This is a genomic window from Shouchella shacheensis, assembly GCF_001484965.1.
Lineage (GTDB): Bacteria > Bacillota > Bacilli > Bacillales > Bacillaceae_D > Shouchella > Shouchella shacheensis.
The window spans coordinates 21,789-37,707 of record NZ_KQ947393.1 but is presented as its reverse complement, the minus strand read 5'-3'; the positions used below and the strand labels follow the sequence as shown (position 1 = coordinate 37,707).

Here is a 15,919-nt window from a genome sequence, read left to right as displayed (position 1 = left end):
GATTCTACAAAAACATACAATTTCCACTTCTTGTGAGAAGCTGCGAAAGACGGTATGCTTTTAACTAAGCACCAGGCAACAATACGAAGCCTTCTCGCTCTCAAAGAATCGACTCGGACAACCTATGTCCACCACTTTCGAATGTGCAATCAAACATCATCCAAAGGAGAGCCTATATATGAAAATGAATCCGGGATTATCGAATCGACTTTCTGAAAAATTAACCACTTCTTCTTCACTTTCTGTTGACATTGACGCTAGACTTCGACTTAAAACCAATGGGAGCAGTCCGCCTGTTCAGCTAGGGGTTTGGCAGAAAGGGGGAGCATCCTGGGTTGGCGATTCCTCTTGGGTCGTAAGCCCCGCGTTTTCCGAGACGCCCACAGCGGTTGTCAGTCAAGCTTATCATAAGGAGTGGGATTTGCTGCTAACGAGTTTTGACCGAAAGGACGCCACCGGGCTTGGTTTTGTGCGCGAGCTCTCCATTAAAAATCAGTCAAGGGAAGAAAAGAGGATCAAGCTGCTCATGCATCAGCAAAATCCGCAGTTTTATGAAGGGGTCACCTTTTATGCGCCTGCTGAAAGAGCACTCATTCATCATCTTGAGGAGAGCTTTGCTCTGTTCTCCGTACATATGCCGACGACAACGCACTTGCAATACGGTGCAGGAAGCTTAGAGAAAAATTGGTGCGCAGAAGAAGGACGCCTGTTTTTTGCTCCTTTTTCGGCCCAGACCATTGAGAGCATGGTTACAGCAAGTTTCACGCTTGCGCCGGAGCAAGAGGCGAAGGGCCATGCTTGGATGCTTGCTGGCGAGCAGCTCACTTCTGTACAGGAAGCCCATAGCTATTTGAGTGAAGCCTATAGGCGTTCCAGTGGACTTTGAGAAAAAAGAACTTGAACTCCCTCGAAAATCTTGCTATCATAGATGGGTATGGAATCCGAATTTGGAGGGATAAAGATGCGTGTTCAAGTTACACTGGCTTGTACGGAAACAGGTGATCGTACGTACATCACATCAAAAAACAAGCGAACCAACCCAGAGCGAATTGAGCTTAAAAAATATAGCCCGCGCTTAAAGCGTCACACACTTCATCGCGAAACTAAGTAAGCAGTCGGACTTTCCGCTGCTTATTTTTTTATTTGAAAAGCGGAGGCGCCCCGCACACGAGCGACAAGTTCTGGAGCGACGGTAGTATCAAGCCCGGTTTTGGCTTGATCTGGCGGCGTGAAGAAACCTCGAGCGAGTGGGCGCCGCAGCTGGATCAGGAAAAGCGGAGGCGGGTCGCTCAGGAGCGAGGATTTTGGAAGGCCTGACAAAAGAAATCCCGAACTTGGGTTTCGTTGGCAGGGCGAAAAATCTCGAAGCTCCTTCCCGCCGCAGCTGGACATTGGGAGACGACGAACGGGGTGAAGAACAGTGGAAACGAAGAAAGAGCTACGGAACAAGGTAGGAAAGCGTCTTATGGAAATGGAAAGGCATGAGTATGAGGCGCGCTCTCTAGACGTGACTGCTTTGCTTGTGCAAGTTCCGCAGTGGCACCACGCCCGCTCGATTGGTGTAACGATGGCTCGCTTTCCTGAGGTCCAAACACACCCAATCATAGAGCGAGCCTGGGAAGCGGACAAGCTGGTGGCCATGCCACGAATACATATGAAATCGAAGACAATGCAGTTCTATAAAGTGACGAAGTGGGATGATTTAGAATACTCTTCCTACGACCTTAGAGAGCCAATCCCTGCTCGCTGCCAGACGGTTAGCCCTGAGGAGCTTGATCTCATGCTCGTCCCAGGTGTCGCTTTCACAAAAGGCGGAGAGCGCTTAGGACTCGGTGGCGGATTCTATGATCGCTACCTTCAGCATTACCAGGGGAGTACGATCGCGCTTTGTTTTACGGAACAGCTTTTTGAGAGACTCCCAACCGAAGACCATGATCGAATCATTGATACCATCCTTTATGATCAGGCGGACCTCTTATGATAGAATGGGTCCTCATTCTTGGTGTGCTTATGGTGGCCATTTTTAGCCGCCGCCACAAAACGCTTACGTTCTCTGGCATGTGGGCGGCGATCATTGTTGGTGTATTGATTGCTCTAGGTCTCGGCATTGGCGGGCTTGTGCTTCTGGCGGTCTTTTTTGGGAGTTCTGCCTTTTGGGGCGGCAGAGAAAGTGACATAAGTAACAGAGAGGCAGTGACTGAAAAAGGAGGGGAACGTGATGCCTGGCAAGTGTTGGCCAATGGAGGGCCAGCCGCTCTTTGCGCATTGTTCGTCTGGATTTGGCCGGAGTTTTCGCTTATGTGGACCTCTGCCTTCGTCGGTAGTCTGGCCGCCGCGACAGCGGATACATGGGCCACTGAGATCGGTTCAAAAAGTAGACAACGGCCATTTCATATTCTCACTCGAAAGCGCGTTTCTCGTGGAGTCTCGGGAGCGGTCACTAGCCTTGGGATAGCGGCAGCGTTTGCTGGCAGCTTTCTCATTTCAGCGATCGCCATTATGCTTTGGTGGAGCTCACTCTCTGGCGCCCATATCTGGTTGATGGTTTTTACGGCTATCGGGTTTCTCGCCAATCTCGTCGATACGCTGGTCGGAGCGAGTCTACAAGTGGTTTACCGTTGCCCGGTATGTGGACAATTCACCGAGCGAACGACTCATTGCGGGGTCCCGAGTGAAAGAGTCAAAGGACGATCATTTGTCAATAATGACTTCGTAAATGTAACATGTACGTTAGCAGGAGCATTTCTTGGCGCCATCGTTGGGACGCGCTTCTAATGTGTGAGAGAAGTAAGGGGGATTAGGTGATGGAGAGAGAGCGCTATTCAAGGCAAATGCTTTTTAGTGGCATTGGGGAAGCGGGTCAAGAACTTCTCGCCGAAAAACGAGTGCTCATCGTTGGCGTTGGAGCGCTGGGCACGGTGCTTGCGAACCACATGGTTCGAGCTGGTGTCGGACATGTACGCCTAGTTGACCGGGATTATGTAGAGGCGAGCAATTTACAGCGGCAGATGCTTTTTGATGAACACGATGTGCAGGCTGTTGCACCAAAAGCGATTGCGGCGAAAGAGAAGCTAGAGAAGGTCAACTCATCCATTCACATAGAAGCTTTGGTGGAAGACGTGACCACGGAAAATATTGAACGATTGATGGAAGGCGTTGACCTGGTTTTGGATGGGACCGATAATTTCAACACACGTTTTTTGTTAAATGACGCTTGCTTTAAATGGGCTCGTCCGTTTGGTTACGGAGGAGCGGTAAGTGCCCGGGGGATGAACGCGTTGTTTGTTCCAGGAGAAACCCCTTGTCTGCGCTGCTTCATTAGTAGCGGCAACACGCAAGGGGAGACATGCGACACAGTTGGTGTCATCGCTCCCATTGTTGACATCGTCGCTTCCTATCAATCTGTGGAGGCGCTCAAATATTTCGTGGAAGCCAAGGACAAGCTCACGCGCTCGTTGAAAACAGTTGATATCTGGCACAATCATGCCTACAATCTCGCGTTTAAGGAGCCGAAAAAGGACTGCCCTACGTGTCAAATGCAGGAGTATCCGGCTCTTCGTCAGGAAGAAGAAGCGGCAACGACTCTCTGCGGGCGAGAAACGGTGCAAATCCGCGGAAACCAGCGGCTTGATTTGAAAAAGTGGGCTAAGCGCCTCACGCAGGTCGCTGATGTACACGAGACCCCTTTTCTCGTTCGTGTTCTCCTTTCGGAAGGCGAGCGCCTCGTGCTATTTGCTGATGGGCGCGTGCTTATCCAAGGGACAGAGGATCTGACGCGAGCGAGGACGCTTTACAGCAAGTACATTGGGGATTAAGGTTGGATAGAAGAGTGAGTCACGCAATGAACTTTCGTATTTGTGTGAGAAAGCACCGAAACGCCGAGAGAGAGCAACGGAACGCCGAGAGGGAGCCGTGGAACGCCGAGAGAGAGCCGCGGAACGCCGAGAGAGAGCCGCGGAACGCCGAGAGGGAGCCGTGGAACGCCGAGAGGGAGCCGTGGAACGCCGAGAGTGAGCGGTGGAACGTCGAGAACGATCCCTGGAACGGCGAAAGCCAGCTTTACGGGATGAGGCCGTCCCTTTGAAAGGAGGACGGATTGCTCGTTTCGGCACCGTGCATTAGCAGTGCTTCCCGTACCCTCCTTAGTGGAAGCCCTGAGAGGGGGAATCCTCGGTCCTTGGATAAAAACAAGCCCTCTCACGCATAGTAAGACGGGGGTGACGATCATGCGTCAAATTCTGTCCATTTTTTCTGCCGGGGTGGCTGTTCTCGCTCTCTGGAAGTACAGGTACCGAGTGATGAACGTTATTTTGCGCTACCAGCTGCTTCGAAAGCTTGCGATTACAACGCTTTTGCGTATTCCTTTTTTTCGAAAACAGCTGGTAGGGTCTCTGTTTGCCTTCCCAGGTTCGCCGCGTGAAGGAGAAAACCGAAAGGCGTAGGCGGGTCGCCTAGAAGCGCGAATTTGGAAGGCCTGGAAAAAAATCTGCCTTTAAATTTCGTTGCCAGGACTGAAAAATCCCGAGCTTCTACCCGCCGGAGCTAGACAGAGAAAAGCAGAGGCGCCCTGGGCACGAGCGACAAGTTCTGGAGCGACGGCAAATCAAGTCCGAACTTGACTTGAACTGGCGGCGTGAAGAAACCTCGAGCGAGTGGGTGCCGGAGCTAAACAAAAAAGAGCTCTGACAATCGTCAGGGCTCTTAAGCGTTTCATCGTTTGCCAATCTTGGTATAATACATAGAGATGGGGAGGGGCAATCAATTTGAATTCAATCCAACATACTTATTATTTCTGGAAAATTGTGCACCACTATGTGCGTCATCAAAAGTTCCGTGTTCTTGCTATTCATCCCACTCAAGTTTGGCTTGAAGATGATACGGCAAAACCACGAAGAGTGATTCGCTTGGTTCAGTCAGAAGTGGATTGGGCAAATCGTTTAAAACGAGACATCGGTCATGCCAGACAGCAGTTTGAAAAGATGTATAAGCAGCTTGGCGTCTGGCAGCTACGCGGGGAGAATATTTACATCATGAGCTACCCGCCGGTGGATGAATGGGAAAGTGCACTTGTTCCTTTTCAGATAGGCAATAAAAAAAATGCTGTTCAAAACATCGCGCTTCATTCGAACGCAAGCACCTACAAAGAGCTTGCTGATCAGCACCTGACAGCGGATGAGTTGCCAGATCTGCGCTCTTCTCTCAGTGAGGAGGAGATGGAACAAGAGGTGCACAGGCTGCGGCAGGAGGTGCGCTCAGCAGGGAAAGGTCGGGAAAACACAGACAAGAAGACGCTGTTTTTCGGCAAGCCTCGGGCTCTCTTTGTCATTCTCCTAGCGATGGTGGCGATGTTTGTTGTGCTTGAGCAAAACGGCGGCAGCCAAAACATGTTAACGCTCATTGAGTATGGGGCCAAATACAACCCCCTCATGATAGAGGGTGAGTGGTGGCGGATCGTTAGCTCTATGTTCTTACATATTGGCTTTTTTCATTTATTTATGAACGGACTTGCGCTTTACTTTCTAGGGAGTGCGGTGGAACAAATTTATGGCTCGCGGCGGTTTGTCGTTATTTATTTCCTTGCAGGTATCTTTGGGTCGATCGTGAGCTTTGCCTTCAACGACAATCTTTCAGCGGGGGCTTCTGGAGCCATCTTTGGTTGTTTCGGCGCCTTGCTTTATTTTGGCTTGAAGCACCGCTCGCTTTTCTTTCGCACGCTTGGACGCAATGTGATTGTGCTGCTTGTGATTAATCTAGCTTTTGGCTTCATGGTCCCAATGATTGATAACGGGGCTCACGTCGGTGGTTTGATTGGGGGGTTCCTTGCTTCTTGTATGACGCGCCTCCCTTCTGAAAAAAAGCAGCCTGGGCGCTTGTGGTCATTGCTTGCGACCCTCGGATATATAATCGCGTCTGCGGGACTCATCTTTTGGGGACAAACCTCAAGCAGCAGTTCTGCACAGATGCAGGCGTTTGAAGCGCAGAGGCTCTTTGAGGCGGGGCAGTTCGAAGAGGCGAGACCAATTGTTAGCGAAGCGCTTGAGCAGGAGGGGGAGATGCCTGAGCTTCTCTTCATGCAAGCGTATATTGATGCTGAGCTCGACCAGGACTTTGCATCGGCGCGAGAACATTTGGAGAGTGCCACAGAGGTCCGTCCCGATTTTCATGAGGGCTGGTATAATCTCTCGCTTGTTTATGGAGAGCTTGACGAGTGGGAGCTTGCGCACGAAGCAGTGACGAACGCTCTGGAACAGGAGCCAGATCAGGAGGACTACCAAACCGTTCAGCAAGAAATTGAGCAACAGCTTGAGCAATGACCTGGTCTAAAAGAGGCGCGTGCCCCCTATCCGTGCGCCAATGCCGTTGGAAAACCGAAGACCACCTCTCATTCATCCGCAACACCCTGGTCGTTCGAAAGCGTAACGGGTCGCTCAGAAGCTGAGAATTTTGCTTTCCAAAACGAGGGAGCATTTTCTTGTTCAAGTTGAAACTGGAAAAAAAGCCGCCCTATGCAAAGGAGGCGGCTTGAGGCGGAGCACCTTAGAAATTCTTGATGTCTTGTTCATGAAGTGCGTCTTTAATGAAGGGATCGCTAACATGAACGGGCGTGGACGTATTTGCGAGCACAAGGCCGAACGGCGTCTCTTGATGAGGCGTCACGACCGTGAAAGGGATGCCGTTTTGGTTGGCCGCTTGCATATAGTCCGCGTATGCTTGGTAGCCAAGGTTTCCATTTAAATAAAGGTGCAGGTTGCTCTCTGTTTTCATCACGTGCGTCACTTTCTCATAAGGGGCACTTGTTTGTACCTGTTTCAATGTGAGCGCCACATGAATTCGTTCTAAAATGGTCGTTAAAAAAAGCCGCCGTTCGCCAGGCTTTGTTTCAGGCGTTCCGTAGATTGCACGCTCAATCACTTCGTTTACATCTCTAGCCAAGTTTCCTCACTCCTTTTCTCTCTCTCATTAATCTTGGCATTCTTGTCCTGTTTCCTCAAGTAAAAACATAGACATGAAACAACCGTTCACATCATGTTCAATACCGCGACCAGAGGAGGGCAAAACATGTGGATTTTAGTTTCCATGGTGTTTTTCGTTGTATCGCTAGGGATTACGCTCGGAGGAGTGATTGGCACGATGCGCTTGCTACCACCGCTTTTGCCTTTGGGCATTGTCGTTGGTCAATTTCTACTCTGCTCGTATGTGGGGATGTTTTTAGCGGCGATTAGCCCATCTTGGCTAGGGTTTCGCTTTCTAGAGGTTGTTCTCGCTATAGTGTCGTTCGTTTTTATTATAGCCTGCGTCCGTTCGTATCATCCATCGGTAGGCTATCAGCCCTATGGCAAGCCGTTGTTCCTCGTGCTCGGAATCCTGTTCTTTTTTATGGGCGTTCAGTGGGGCATGTTTGGCTATCGTACGTTTTTTACACTTTTCGTCACTGTTTTCTTCGGAGGGGCAGTCTTTTTAGGATATTTGCTGTATAATTCAATTGTACTTTGGGTGCGAAATGTCTACGTGGCTGCTTTTTTGCCGCTAGGAGGCTTTCTTTTAATTGCGATGTTTAAGCTGTTATAATGGCTCCAGAGGTGAAGGTAGTGAAGACCTTTTATGATGTGCAGCAGTTGATAAAGACATATGGAACGATTGTTTATACAAAGGACCGGCTAACGGACGTGCATCTGATGGAAGCAGAAATCAACGAGCTTTATGGATATGGAATGATTGATGGAAAAACATATCAACACGCTCTTCTCGTCATCAGGCGGGAGGGCGCAACGGTCCGGCAGGCTTAGGGGGAAACAGTGTGAGTAAACAAGAATGGTATGCAGGAATGGACATTGGGGGAACTTCGGTGAAGCTCGCTTTTTTAACAGGAGAGGGCGAGCTCCTAAAGAAATGGGAGATACCGACCAATCGAGCGGATGAAGGGCGACATGTGGCAAAGGAAATTGCCGCGAGCATTCGTGAGAACCTTGAAGAGGGTGCTGTCATTGTAGGGGCAGGCGTAGGAGCCCCTGGCTTTATTGAATTGGAAACCGGTTTCATTTATCACGCCGTAAATATCGGCTGGCGTGACTACCCATTAAGAGAAGAACTTGAAGTCGAATTAGGTGTTGGCGTCAAGATTGATAACGATGCGAATCTGGCAGCACTAGGGGAAAAGTGGCGTGGCGCCGGGGATGGTTCGGATGAAGTTCTCTTTGTCACGCTTGGAACAGGCGTGGGTGGAGGCATTATTACCAACGGCGAAATTTTGCACGGGGCTAGTGGAATGGGCGGAGAAATCGGTCATATCACCTCCGTTTTTGAAGGCGGGGCTCCTTGCAACTGTGGGAATTTTGGGTGCCTTGAGACGGTCTCGTCCGCAACAGGCATTGTTCGTTTAGCCAAAGAAGCTCTCGACCAAAATCGAGAGAGTACGCTTCATACGCTTCGTTCGGAACTAACGACAAAAGCTGTCTTTGACGCTTGTGATCAAGGCGATGAGCTGGCTAAAGGTGTTGTCCAGCAAGCGATGACGTATTTAGGAATTGCGCTTGCGAATTTGAGCAATGCGCTGAATCCGCGCAAGATTGTCATTGGTGGAGGCGTCTCGAAAGCAGGAGAAACGCTGCTTTCGCCACTACGTGAAGTCTTTGAACACTATGCCTTGCCTCGCGTAGCGGAGAGTGCCGAGTTTAAAATTGCGCATCTTGGCAACGACGCAGGTATCTACGGAGCCGTTTGGATTGCCAAAGAAGCGCGTGAGCAAAGGGCTGGGAAATAGAAAAGGCAAGAGTTAAAAAGGGGATCGAGAATGAATGAGTGACTATCGAATCGAGCGAGATTTGCTTGGAGAAAAACAAGTACCAAAATCAGCCTACTACGGCATTCAGACAATGAGAGCAAAGGATAATTTCCCCATCACCGGGTACCCGCCTCATCCAGAGTTGATTCGTGCATTTGGCTACGTAAAGAAAGCCGCGGCGCTTGCAAACCGGGATGTGGGCGTTCTTCGTCCTCATCTAGCCGAGGCGATTGTCGAGGCAAGTGAGGAAGTGATCGCTGGCAAGCTGAATGATGAATTTATTGTCGATTCGATCCAAGGCGGAGCCGGGACATCGTTTAACATGAATGCCAATGAAGTCATCGCAAACCGTTCGATCGAACTGCTTGGCGGTGAAAAAGGGGACTACTTAAAGGTAAGTCCGAACACGCATGTGAATATGGCGCAATCAACCAACGACGCCTTTCCAACGGCGATTCATATTGCCGCGATTCATTTGACGCAGGCACTCTCCGGGGAGCTGCGTAAGCTGGTAGAAGCGATGAAGAGCAAGGAGCGAGAATTTGATGGCATCTTAAAAATGGGGAGGACCCATTTACAGGATGCGGTTCCCATTCGTCTCGGCCAGGAGTTTGGGGCGTACCGTCGTGTGCTGACCCGAGACTTGAAGCGAATTGATCGGTCAGCCACTCACCTGTTTGAAATTAACATGGGAGCGACAGCGGTGGGGACAGGGCTCAACGCGAAGCCGGAGTATATTGTGAAGGTCGCTGAGCATTTAGCAAAGATTACAGGGCTTCCTTTTAAAACGGCGGATGATCTCGTGGATGCGACGCAGAATACAGATGCGTACACAGAGCTTTCAAGTGCGTTGAAGATTTTGGCGATCAACCTATCCAAAATGGCGAACGATTTGCGCTTGATGAGCTCTGGACCGCGAACGGGATTAAACGAAATTAATCTACCACCGCGTCAGCCGGGCTCTTCCATCATGCCAGGGAAGGTCAACCCTGTCATGTGTGAAGTGATCAATCAGGCTTCCTTTCAGGTAATTGGCAATGACCATACGATCAGCCTAGCGTCGGAGGCTGGGCAGTTGGAGCTAAACGTGATGGAGCCGGTGCTTGTCTTTAATTTGCTGCAGTCGCTCTCCGTGCTGAAAAACGGCATGGGTGTCTTTCGTTCCTATGCGATTGAGGGGATTACCGCTAATGTGGAGCATTGTCTAGGGCTTGTGGAAGGAAGTATTGGCACGATCACAGCCATCAATCCTCACGTCGGTTATGAGGTGGCGACACGAATTGCCAAAGAAGCAGTGGAAACGGGCCGATCAGTGCGAGACATTTGCCTTGAACGCGGCATGCTTTCTGAAGAAGAGCTGAATGAAATTCTTGATCCAAAGGAAATGACCAATCCGGGGATCGCTGGTTCCAAGTTTATGCCGCAATAGGGAAAAGAGGGGTACTTAAAAAGCGGTGCCAGTCCATGGAGATTGGCTGCTGTTGGAACCTCAAGTCTGCGCACATAGGGATGTCGCGCAGGGCAGTTTATCGCGTCGTATTACTGCCCGCCTGAAAGCTTAACTGTTAAAGTTCTAAGCTCTCTGTCTTTAAATAAACACAAAACTATGCCATACTAAAACTATAGAACAAGACTAGGGGTGCCCATGGGAACTGGGCTGAGATCATACCCTTGCACCTGATCTGGATGATGCCAGCGTAGGGAAGTCGGAACGTGTGAACAAGGCCGCACTCCACCCTAGGTGGTGTGTGGCTTTTTTGGTGGGCAACCCTCCTGCGCTTTTCTGGATCTAGCTCCGGCGGATAGGAGCTCGGGATTTTTCAGTCCTGCCCCGAAATCCAAGGTCGGGATTTCTGGTGCAGGCCTTCCAAAATCCTCGCTCCTGATCAACTCGCCTGCGCTTTTCAAGCTAAAAAGAAAGGGTGTATACTTTTTGAGAGAATTCAGCTTATATGCAATTACAGGGGAAGCGTTTCATCCAGGACGATCCCTTACTGAAATTATGGAAGAAGCGATTCTTGGGGGCGTGGATATCATCCAGCTCCGTGACAAGAAAAGCTCGAAGAAGGTCCTATTGGAGAAAGCGAAAGCTCTTAAGGCGCTTGCGACGAAGCATAATGTGCCATTTATTGTTAATGATCATATTGACGTGGCGCTTGCTGTTGGCGCGGACGGCGTCCATGTTGGTCAAGATGATTTGCCATTGCAGGAAGTTCGTCGGATTGTCGGGCCGGACACCATCATTGGCGTCTCGACTCATAAGCTTGAGGAAGCGCTAGAGGCCGAGCGGAACGGGGCGGATTATATTGGGGTCGGCCCGATCTTTTCGACGCAAAGCAAGGAGGATGTCGTCGATCCGGTGACCACCTCGTATATTCAGGAAGTAAAGAAAACAATTCAGATCCCGTTTGTGGCGATTGGAGGGATCAAACGGCACAATGTTCAGGAAGTGCTAGATGCTGGCGCCGAGAGAATTTGCGTGATAAGCGAAATTGTGGGTGCCGAAGACGTTCGCGCGGTCAGCGCGGAGCTTGCTGCGGTTATAAAGGAGGCGAAAAAATGAAGCTAATCGTCAATGGGGAAGCGTATGAGCTTGATCTCGCTACGCTCGATGAAGTGGTAGGTCATTTTCAATTGGACCCTCAGCTTGTTGTTATAGAAGTCGATGGTCAAATTGTCGATCGAGCCAATTGGGCATCGACCGAGCTTCAAGACCATATGAAAATCGAGCTTGTTCACTTTGTAGGAGGAGGTTGAACCATGGCAAACGATCCACTCATCATAGCAGGGACACCATTGGCTTCGCGCTTTTTTATTGGGACGGGGCGTTATCCGAACCCATTTGTGCAAAACGAAGCGATCATCGCTTCCGGTGCGGATGTCCTGACGTTCGCGATTCGCCGTGTCAACTTGCAGCATCCAGGTGAGGATGCGATTTTACAGCATTTAGAAGGAAAGAGTTTTCAATACTTGCCGAATACGTCAGGAGCCCATACGGCCGAAGAGGCAATTCGTATCGCTCGCTTGGCCAGAGCGAGCGGGCTTAGCGATTGGATTAAGGTGGAAATTAGTGCATCGGAAAAGACGCTTCTTCCTGACCCAGTGGAGACGCTTAAGGCCACAGAGGTTCTCGCCGGGGAAGGGTTCACGGTGCTCCCGTATACCTCCGATGACCCGATTCTTTGCAAACGACTTGAGGAAGCCGGCGCTGCGGCGGTGATGCCCGGGGCTTCGCCAATCGGGACGGGGCTTGGCATCCTGAACCCGTACAATCTTGGCTTGATTGTAGAAGAGGCGAACGTGCCGATCATCGTCGATGCAGGTCTCGGATCAGCCAAAGACGTAGCGGAAGCGATGGAGCTTGGCGTCGATGGCGTGCTGATGAATACCCCTGTAGCAAAGGCGAAAGACCCTGCTCGCATGGCGAAAGCGATGAAGCTTGCGATTGAGGCAGGACGCCTTTCTTATTTAGCCGGCCGTATTCCGAAAAAGCGCTACGCGACGGCGAGCAGTCAGCTTGAAGACTTGATTTCAACATAGAAGGGGACAACTATGAAACATGTAGCGGTACTTGGAGGGGGCGTCATCGGGCTCTCGATCGCCCTGGAACTTACGAGGCGAGGGTTTGACGTAACAATTCTTGAGAAAAATACATGCGGCGGACAGGCTTCTGGTGCTGCCGCTGGTATGCTTGCGCCGTACTCAGAAATTGGCGAGGATCCAGATGATTTTTTCAGACTGTGTCTGGCGAGTTTGCGCTTGTTTGAGGAGTGGCAGCACGATGTCAAACAGCTCTCTGGCTTAGACTTTGAGTATGAAAAAAGTGGCAGTTTGCATTGTGTGTATCATCCAGCCGATCTGCTTTCTCTGCAGACGCGCAAGGCGTGGCAGGAAGAATTCGGGGCGATTGTGAACGTCCTTGATCAACAGGCGCTTAAAGAAGTAGAGCCCCATCTATCGGATGACATTATTGGAGCGATTCAGTACCCTGAGGAAGCGCACGTCTATTCCCCTGATTATGTGAAAGCGCTAGAAGAGGCGTGCAGGCAACATGGTGTAAGGATAGAAGAAAACTTAGGAGCGGTCTCCGTCGAGCAGTATGAGCAAGGGGTTCTCTTGCAGGCGGAGAACAAAAACGAGTACACGGCGGATCAGCTCATCGTTTCCTCGGGGGCGTGGGCCAAAGAGTTGGAGGATCTCTTTGAGCTTAGCCTTCCCATCTTCCCCATCCGCGGGCAAATTTGTGCCTACGAACGACAAGAGGAGCAGGTAAATCATATTTTGTACACAAGCCAAGGCTATCTCGTTCCTAAAGCGAATGGCACGCTGGTCAACGGCGCTTCAGAAGACATTGCCGGCTTTCAAACGGACGTGACGGAGAAGGGAATTCAGCGTCTTATTAACTGGAACACGAATATTTTGCCATTTCTTGCTGAGCGTGAACCGTTCCATACATGGGCGGGGCTTCGGCCTGCCACTCAGGACGGCTATCCGTTTATTGGGCCCCTTACGAAGGCACCGAATGTTTACTTTGCCTGTGGTCATTACCGTAACGGCATTCTGCTTAGCGCGATTACGGCAAAAGTTGTTGCCGAAGAACTCAGCGGAGAACAGGCGTCGGTTCCGCTCACTTCTTTTCGACCAGAGCGTTTCACATAGGAAGGGGAATCGACCATGCCAACGGTACTAACGATCGCCGGTTCTGATTCCGGAGGAGGGGCAGGGATTCAAGCTGATATTAAAACCTGTCAGGAGCTCTCGGTCTATACGACAACAGCAATCACAGCGATTACGGTCCAAAATACATGCGGAGTGAAAAGTGTTGAACCTCTAGCTCCGGCGCTTGTGCAGAGGCAAATCGAAGCGGTGCTTGAAGATATCGGCGCTGATGTCGTGAAAACAGGAATGCTTGTGGATGCGGCAACAATTGAGGTTGTTGCTGAGATGATTCAGACATTTGAAGTCGGACAGGTGGTTGTGGACCCAGTGCTCAGTTCAACAAGTGGCTCTACGCTACTGCAAGAGAAAGCGCTGGAGGCCCTGCAATTGCGGCTGCTACCTCTTACATCGGTGTTTACGCCGAACCTAAGCGAAGCAGCGAAGATCCTTGAACAAAAGGAATGTCGAAGCGTTGCGGAGATGCATGAGGCTGCTGTACAATTACAGCAGTTGGGCCCCCAAGCCGTGGTCCTAAAAGGTGGCCATCTTGAAGGAGACGAGGCTGTGGACGTGTATTATGACGGAGAGACGTTGACAGAATTACGAAATCCGCGGCTTTCTTCGACCAACACTCATGGCACTGGCTGTACCTTTGCGGCAGCGATTGCCGCAGAACTGGCTAAAGGGGCAAGCCCCGAAGCGGCGGTGCAAACCGCGAAACGCTTTATCACAACAGCGATTTCTCAAGGTTTCTCCCTTGGGAAAGGGACGGGGCCCACGAATCACTTCGCGTACCGAGAGCTGTGCGAATAAAGGAGTTTGTGTTTTGGCGTGAAAAAACATGCGGTGGTTTTCATATTGCCTGTGATACTAATGGTGGTCATCGGTGCAAGCGGTTTTTATTATCTGAATCAAGAAGATACGTTGACAAACGAACAGTTGAAAGAAGAGATGGAGTGGTCCACCGCTGTCGAGGTGGAAAACGACGGTGCCCAACTTACCGTTGAATGGAACTGGCCCCAGTTGCCTGAGGAAGGGGCTTATGGCACAGACTACATCGGGGTTGAGTTTCCTATAAGCGAAGATGACACCCTTGCTTCCGGTTCTTTAGAACTTTACAGGGGAGAAGAAGTGATTCATGAAGATAGTGGGACGGTTGTTCCTAATGGCATTATTTTTGCGTATCCGACCGAGTTAGATGAATATGAAAGCTACGGAACGACAGGGAAAATTGAGCTCTTCGTTCCTGACTCGGTCGCAAGCTATGACGAAATCACTGTAAGCATGCTGCATACGTGGACGAACCATAGCGAACTAACCCTTGAAGATGCTCGCTTTGAGGCACCGAAATTCGGCGAAGCGACCGGTGTAAGCCATTGGGTGCGAACAGAGCCGCTTAGCGAAGAACATGTTCGTTAGAGGAATGTCTTTTAATGGCGGCGTCTTTTTCATGGGAAAAGGCCATCTGGCTTGTGCTTACTATCATAAAGAAGAGCTCAACGAGTGGGTCAAGCCCGTTAGTGGGGGGACATTTGCCGAAGCTTTTTGGGTTGTGGCGAAGACCGCTCCGCTTTGGTTCAATGCGATGATTGTCGCTGTCATTCTAGCGATTGTTCTTCCTCCATTTTTGCCGATTCCGTGGGACGGGCTCCCTTTCTATAGCCTATTTTACTTGTTGTTTGGCACACATTTTCTATTTCCTCACACGCTCAAACAGTTTCACGGAGCGGAACATAAAGTGTTCAGCGTGAAGGGGCGAGTAAAAAAAGAGCGGCTACGCGCCATCCAGCAAGCGGCGATCACCAACCGCGGTTGTTCAACCAACGTTGTCGTTGTCTATTTTCTTAGCGTGCTCTGCCTGACGGCTGTGCTGTTGCTAGCGAGGGAAGGTCTGAGCTGGGCCCTTTCGATCGGGTCGTATGCGGCGCTCATTCCCGTTGGTTTATACGGGCCATTTCGCCGTAGTGGGAGGTGGAGAAGCCTGGATCGTTTTTTGCTGCGCGTATCGTTTTGGTTGCAGCGTCATGTGACGACCGCTGAGCCTGACCGGAAGCATTTGCTTGCGGCAGTAGCTTCGTATCGCCAGCTTGGCTATGCGGTCTTTTCCAAAAGGCTTGTTCATAAGCGTCTCGACTTCGTAAAAAAGGAGAGGAAGAAAATGGCGATTGCCGATGTGACAATTATCCCTGTGGGCACCAATTCCCCGAGTGTTAGTGCTTATGTAGCACGCATACAAAAAGTGCTGGAGGCCTATGAGGGGACGATGACGTATGAGATGACGCCAATGAGCACGCTCATTGAAGCAGAGCTATCGACACTGCTAGATGTCATTGCAACCATTCACGAAGTTCCTTTTGAAGAGGGGGCTGAGCGAGTGGCGACGACTATTCGTATTGACGATCGTCGTGACAAAGCTTCAACAATGAAAGGGAAACGGGCCTCCGTGCAAAAGAAACTGGAGAATAGCTAAATAGAGCA

The 15,919-nt window shown here is 50.5% G+C and carries 20 protein-coding genes, 1 pseudogene and 1 riboswitch; of the genes and pseudogenes, 20 read left to right on the top strand and 1 reads right to left on the bottom strand.

The genetic code is table 11. From position 1 onward, the window contains the following. Window positions 1-178: 178 nt before the first annotated feature. From AVZ68_RS00235 to AVZ68_RS00195, 8 genes are all read left to right on the top strand, one after another. Window positions 179-886 (top strand): hypothetical protein, encoded by a 708-nt coding sequence (locus AVZ68_RS00235; RefSeq protein ID WP_059102545.1) that lies wholly within the window; start codon window positions 179-181, stop codon window positions 884-886. Window positions 887-961: 75 nt separating this feature from the next. Continuing rightward, window positions 962-1,111: a 50S ribosomal protein L33 gene (gene rpmG, locus AVZ68_RS00230; protein ID WP_054712094.1), complete on the top strand. Its 150-nt coding sequence runs from the start codon at window positions 962-964 to the stop codon at window positions 1,109-1,111. A 309-nt stretch (window positions 1,112-1,420) separates the two neighbouring features. Next, a complete protein-coding gene (locus tag AVZ68_RS00220; RefSeq protein ID WP_157404538.1) occupies window positions 1,421-1,981 on the top strand; it encodes a 5-formyltetrahydrofolate cyclo-ligase in 561 nt (186 codons plus the stop codon). Beyond that, window positions 1,978-2,775: a DUF92 domain-containing protein gene (locus AVZ68_RS00215; RefSeq protein WP_059102542.1), complete on the top strand. Its 798-nt coding sequence runs from the start codon at window positions 1,978-1,980 to the stop codon at window positions 2,773-2,775. The genes AVZ68_RS00220 and AVZ68_RS00215 overlap by 4 nt, the downstream gene beginning before the upstream one ends. A gap of 29 nt (window positions 2,776-2,804) precedes the next feature. Continuing rightward, window positions 2,805-3,815, top strand: coding sequence for a ThiF family adenylyltransferase (locus tag AVZ68_RS00210; protein ID WP_059102541.1), 1,011 nt, complete (start codon window positions 2,805-2,807; stop codon window positions 3,813-3,815). A 26-nt stretch (window positions 3,816-3,841) separates the two neighbouring features. Continuing rightward, entirely contained in the window at window positions 3,842-4,084 is a 243-nt protein-coding gene (locus AVZ68_RS00205) for a hypothetical protein (RefSeq protein ID WP_059102540.1), read from the top strand. A gap of 142 nt (window positions 4,085-4,226) precedes the next feature. After that, window positions 4,227-4,442, top strand: a complete 216-nt coding sequence (gene yqgO / locus AVZ68_RS00200) for a protein YqgO (protein WP_157404537.1) — start codon at window positions 4,227-4,229, stop codon at window positions 4,440-4,442. A gap of 321 nt (window positions 4,443-4,763) precedes the next feature. Further along, on the top strand, window positions 4,764-6,314 hold the full coding sequence (locus tag AVZ68_RS00195) for a rhomboid family intramembrane serine protease (RefSeq protein WP_059102538.1): 1,551 nt from the start codon (window positions 4,764-4,766) through the stop codon (window positions 6,312-6,314). Window positions 6,315-6,537: 223 nt separating this feature from the next. On the opposite strand, the gene AVZ68_RS00190 is transcribed toward AVZ68_RS00195, so the two are convergent. Next, window positions 6,538-6,933 carry a YueI family protein gene (locus tag AVZ68_RS00190; RefSeq protein ID WP_059102537.1) on the bottom strand — a complete coding sequence of 132 codons (396 nt, stop codon included), beginning with the start codon at window positions 6,931-6,933 and terminating at the stop codon, window positions 6,538-6,540. Between the two features lie 126 nt (window positions 6,934-7,059). On the opposite strand from AVZ68_RS00190, the gene AVZ68_RS00185 reads away from it, so the two are divergent. The 12 genes and pseudogenes from AVZ68_RS00185 to AVZ68_RS20985 all read left to right on the top strand — a co-directional run bounded on the left by AVZ68_RS00185 (window position 7,060) and on the right by AVZ68_RS20985 (window position 15,911). Then, a complete protein-coding gene (locus AVZ68_RS00185) occupies window positions 7,060-7,569 on the top strand; it encodes a hypothetical protein (RefSeq protein ID WP_059102536.1) in 510 nt (169 codons plus the stop codon). A 20-nt stretch (window positions 7,570-7,589) separates the two neighbouring features. Beyond that, window positions 7,590-7,787, top strand: a complete 198-nt coding sequence (locus tag AVZ68_RS00180) for a YqgQ family protein (protein ID WP_059102890.1) — start codon at window positions 7,590-7,592, stop codon at window positions 7,785-7,787. Between the two features lie 38 nt (window positions 7,788-7,825). After that, on the top strand, window positions 7,826-8,761 hold the full coding sequence (locus AVZ68_RS00175) for an ROK family glucokinase (protein ID WP_059102889.1): 936 nt from the start codon (window positions 7,826-7,828) through the stop codon (window positions 8,759-8,761). 34 nt (window positions 8,762-8,795) lie between these two features. Beyond that, window positions 8,796-10,211 carry an aspartate ammonia-lyase gene (aspA, locus tag AVZ68_RS00170; RefSeq protein ID WP_059102535.1) on the top strand — a complete coding sequence of 472 codons (1,416 nt, stop codon included), beginning with the start codon at window positions 8,796-8,798 and terminating at the stop codon, window positions 10,209-10,211. Window positions 10,212-10,407: 196 nt separating this feature from the next. Next, window positions 10,408-10,503: riboswitch (TPP riboswitch) on the top strand. A 212-nt stretch (window positions 10,504-10,715) separates the two neighbouring features. Next, entirely contained in the window at window positions 10,716-11,345 is a 630-nt protein-coding gene (gene thiE / locus AVZ68_RS00165; RefSeq protein WP_059102534.1) for a thiamine phosphate synthase, read from the top strand. Continuing rightward, window positions 11,342-11,539, top strand: a complete 198-nt coding sequence (thiS, locus tag AVZ68_RS00160) for a sulfur carrier protein ThiS (protein ID WP_059102533.1) — start codon at window positions 11,342-11,344, stop codon at window positions 11,537-11,539. Before thiE ends, thiS begins: the two co-directional genes overlap by 4 nt. Window positions 11,540-11,542: 3 nt before the next feature. Then, entirely contained in the window at window positions 11,543-12,322 is a 780-nt protein-coding gene (locus AVZ68_RS00155; RefSeq protein WP_059102532.1) for a thiazole synthase, read from the top strand. 12 nt (window positions 12,323-12,334) lie between these two features. Then, window positions 12,335-13,441 (top strand): glycine oxidase ThiO, encoded by a 1,107-nt coding sequence (gene thiO / locus AVZ68_RS00150; protein ID WP_059102531.1) that lies wholly within the window; start codon window positions 12,335-12,337, stop codon window positions 13,439-13,441. 15 nt (window positions 13,442-13,456) lie between these two features. Beyond that, a complete protein-coding gene (gene thiD / locus AVZ68_RS00145) occupies window positions 13,457-14,254 on the top strand; it encodes a bifunctional hydroxymethylpyrimidine kinase/phosphomethylpyrimidine kinase (RefSeq protein ID WP_059102530.1) in 798 nt (265 codons plus the stop codon). An 18-nt stretch (window positions 14,255-14,272) separates the two neighbouring features. Further along, a complete protein-coding gene (locus tag AVZ68_RS00140) occupies window positions 14,273-14,860 on the top strand; it encodes a hypothetical protein (RefSeq protein WP_059102529.1) in 588 nt (195 codons plus the stop codon). Further along, a pseudogene (locus tag AVZ68_RS20990) lies at window positions 14,850-15,467 on the top strand (DUF1385 domain-containing protein); the annotation flags it as partial. The gene AVZ68_RS00140 and the pseudogene AVZ68_RS20990, both read left to right, overlap by 11 nt. A 132-nt stretch (window positions 15,468-15,599) precedes the next feature. Beyond that, window positions 15,600-15,911, top strand: coding sequence for an MTH1187 family thiamine-binding protein (locus AVZ68_RS20985; RefSeq protein ID WP_059102888.1), 312 nt, complete (start codon window positions 15,600-15,602; stop codon window positions 15,909-15,911). The last annotated feature ends 8 nt before the right edge of the window (window positions 15,912-15,919 follow it).

What these genes read in the sequence shown, in the direction of transcription:
- AVZ68_RS00235 (WP_059102545.1), top strand. Translation starts at nt 179, where the DNA reads ATGAAAATGAATCCGGGATTATCGAATCGACTTTCTGAAAAATTAACC.
- rpmG (WP_054712094.1), top strand. Translation starts at nt 962, where the DNA reads ATGCGTGTTCAAGTTACACTGGCTTGTACGGAAACAGGTGATCGTACG.
- AVZ68_RS00215 (WP_059102542.1), top strand. Translation starts at nt 1,978, where the DNA reads ATGATAGAATGGGTCCTCATTCTTGGTGTGCTTATGGTGGCCATTTTT.
- AVZ68_RS00210 (WP_059102541.1), top strand. Translation starts at nt 2,805, where the DNA reads ATGGAGAGAGAGCGCTATTCAAGGCAAATGCTTTTTAGTGGCATTGGG.
- AVZ68_RS00205 (WP_059102540.1), top strand. Translation starts at nt 3,842, where the DNA reads ATGAACTTTCGTATTTGTGTGAGAAAGCACCGAAACGCCGAGAGAGAG.
- yqgO (WP_157404537.1), top strand. Translation starts at nt 4,227, where the DNA reads ATGCGTCAAATTCTGTCCATTTTTTCTGCCGGGGTGGCTGTTCTCGCT.
- AVZ68_RS00185 (WP_059102536.1), top strand. Translation starts at nt 7,060, where the DNA reads ATGTGGATTTTAGTTTCCATGGTGTTTTTCGTTGTATCGCTAGGGATT.
- AVZ68_RS00175 (WP_059102889.1), top strand. Translation starts at nt 7,826, where the DNA reads ATGGACATTGGGGGAACTTCGGTGAAGCTCGCTTTTTTAACAGGAGAG.
- aspA (WP_059102535.1), top strand. Translation starts at nt 8,796, where the DNA reads ATGAGTGACTATCGAATCGAGCGAGATTTGCTTGGAGAAAAACAAGTA.
- thiS (WP_059102533.1), top strand. Translation starts at nt 11,342, where the DNA reads ATGAAGCTAATCGTCAATGGGGAAGCGTATGAGCTTGATCTCGCTACG.
- AVZ68_RS00155 (WP_059102532.1), top strand. Translation starts at nt 11,543, where the DNA reads ATGGCAAACGATCCACTCATCATAGCAGGGACACCATTGGCTTCGCGC.
- thiO (WP_059102531.1), top strand. Translation starts at nt 12,335, where the DNA reads ATGAAACATGTAGCGGTACTTGGAGGGGGCGTCATCGGGCTCTCGATC.
- thiD (WP_059102530.1), top strand. Translation starts at nt 13,457, where the DNA reads ATGCCAACGGTACTAACGATCGCCGGTTCTGATTCCGGAGGAGGGGCA.
- AVZ68_RS20985 (WP_059102888.1), top strand. Translation starts at nt 15,600, where the DNA reads ATGGCGATTGCCGATGTGACAATTATCCCTGTGGGCACCAATTCCCCG.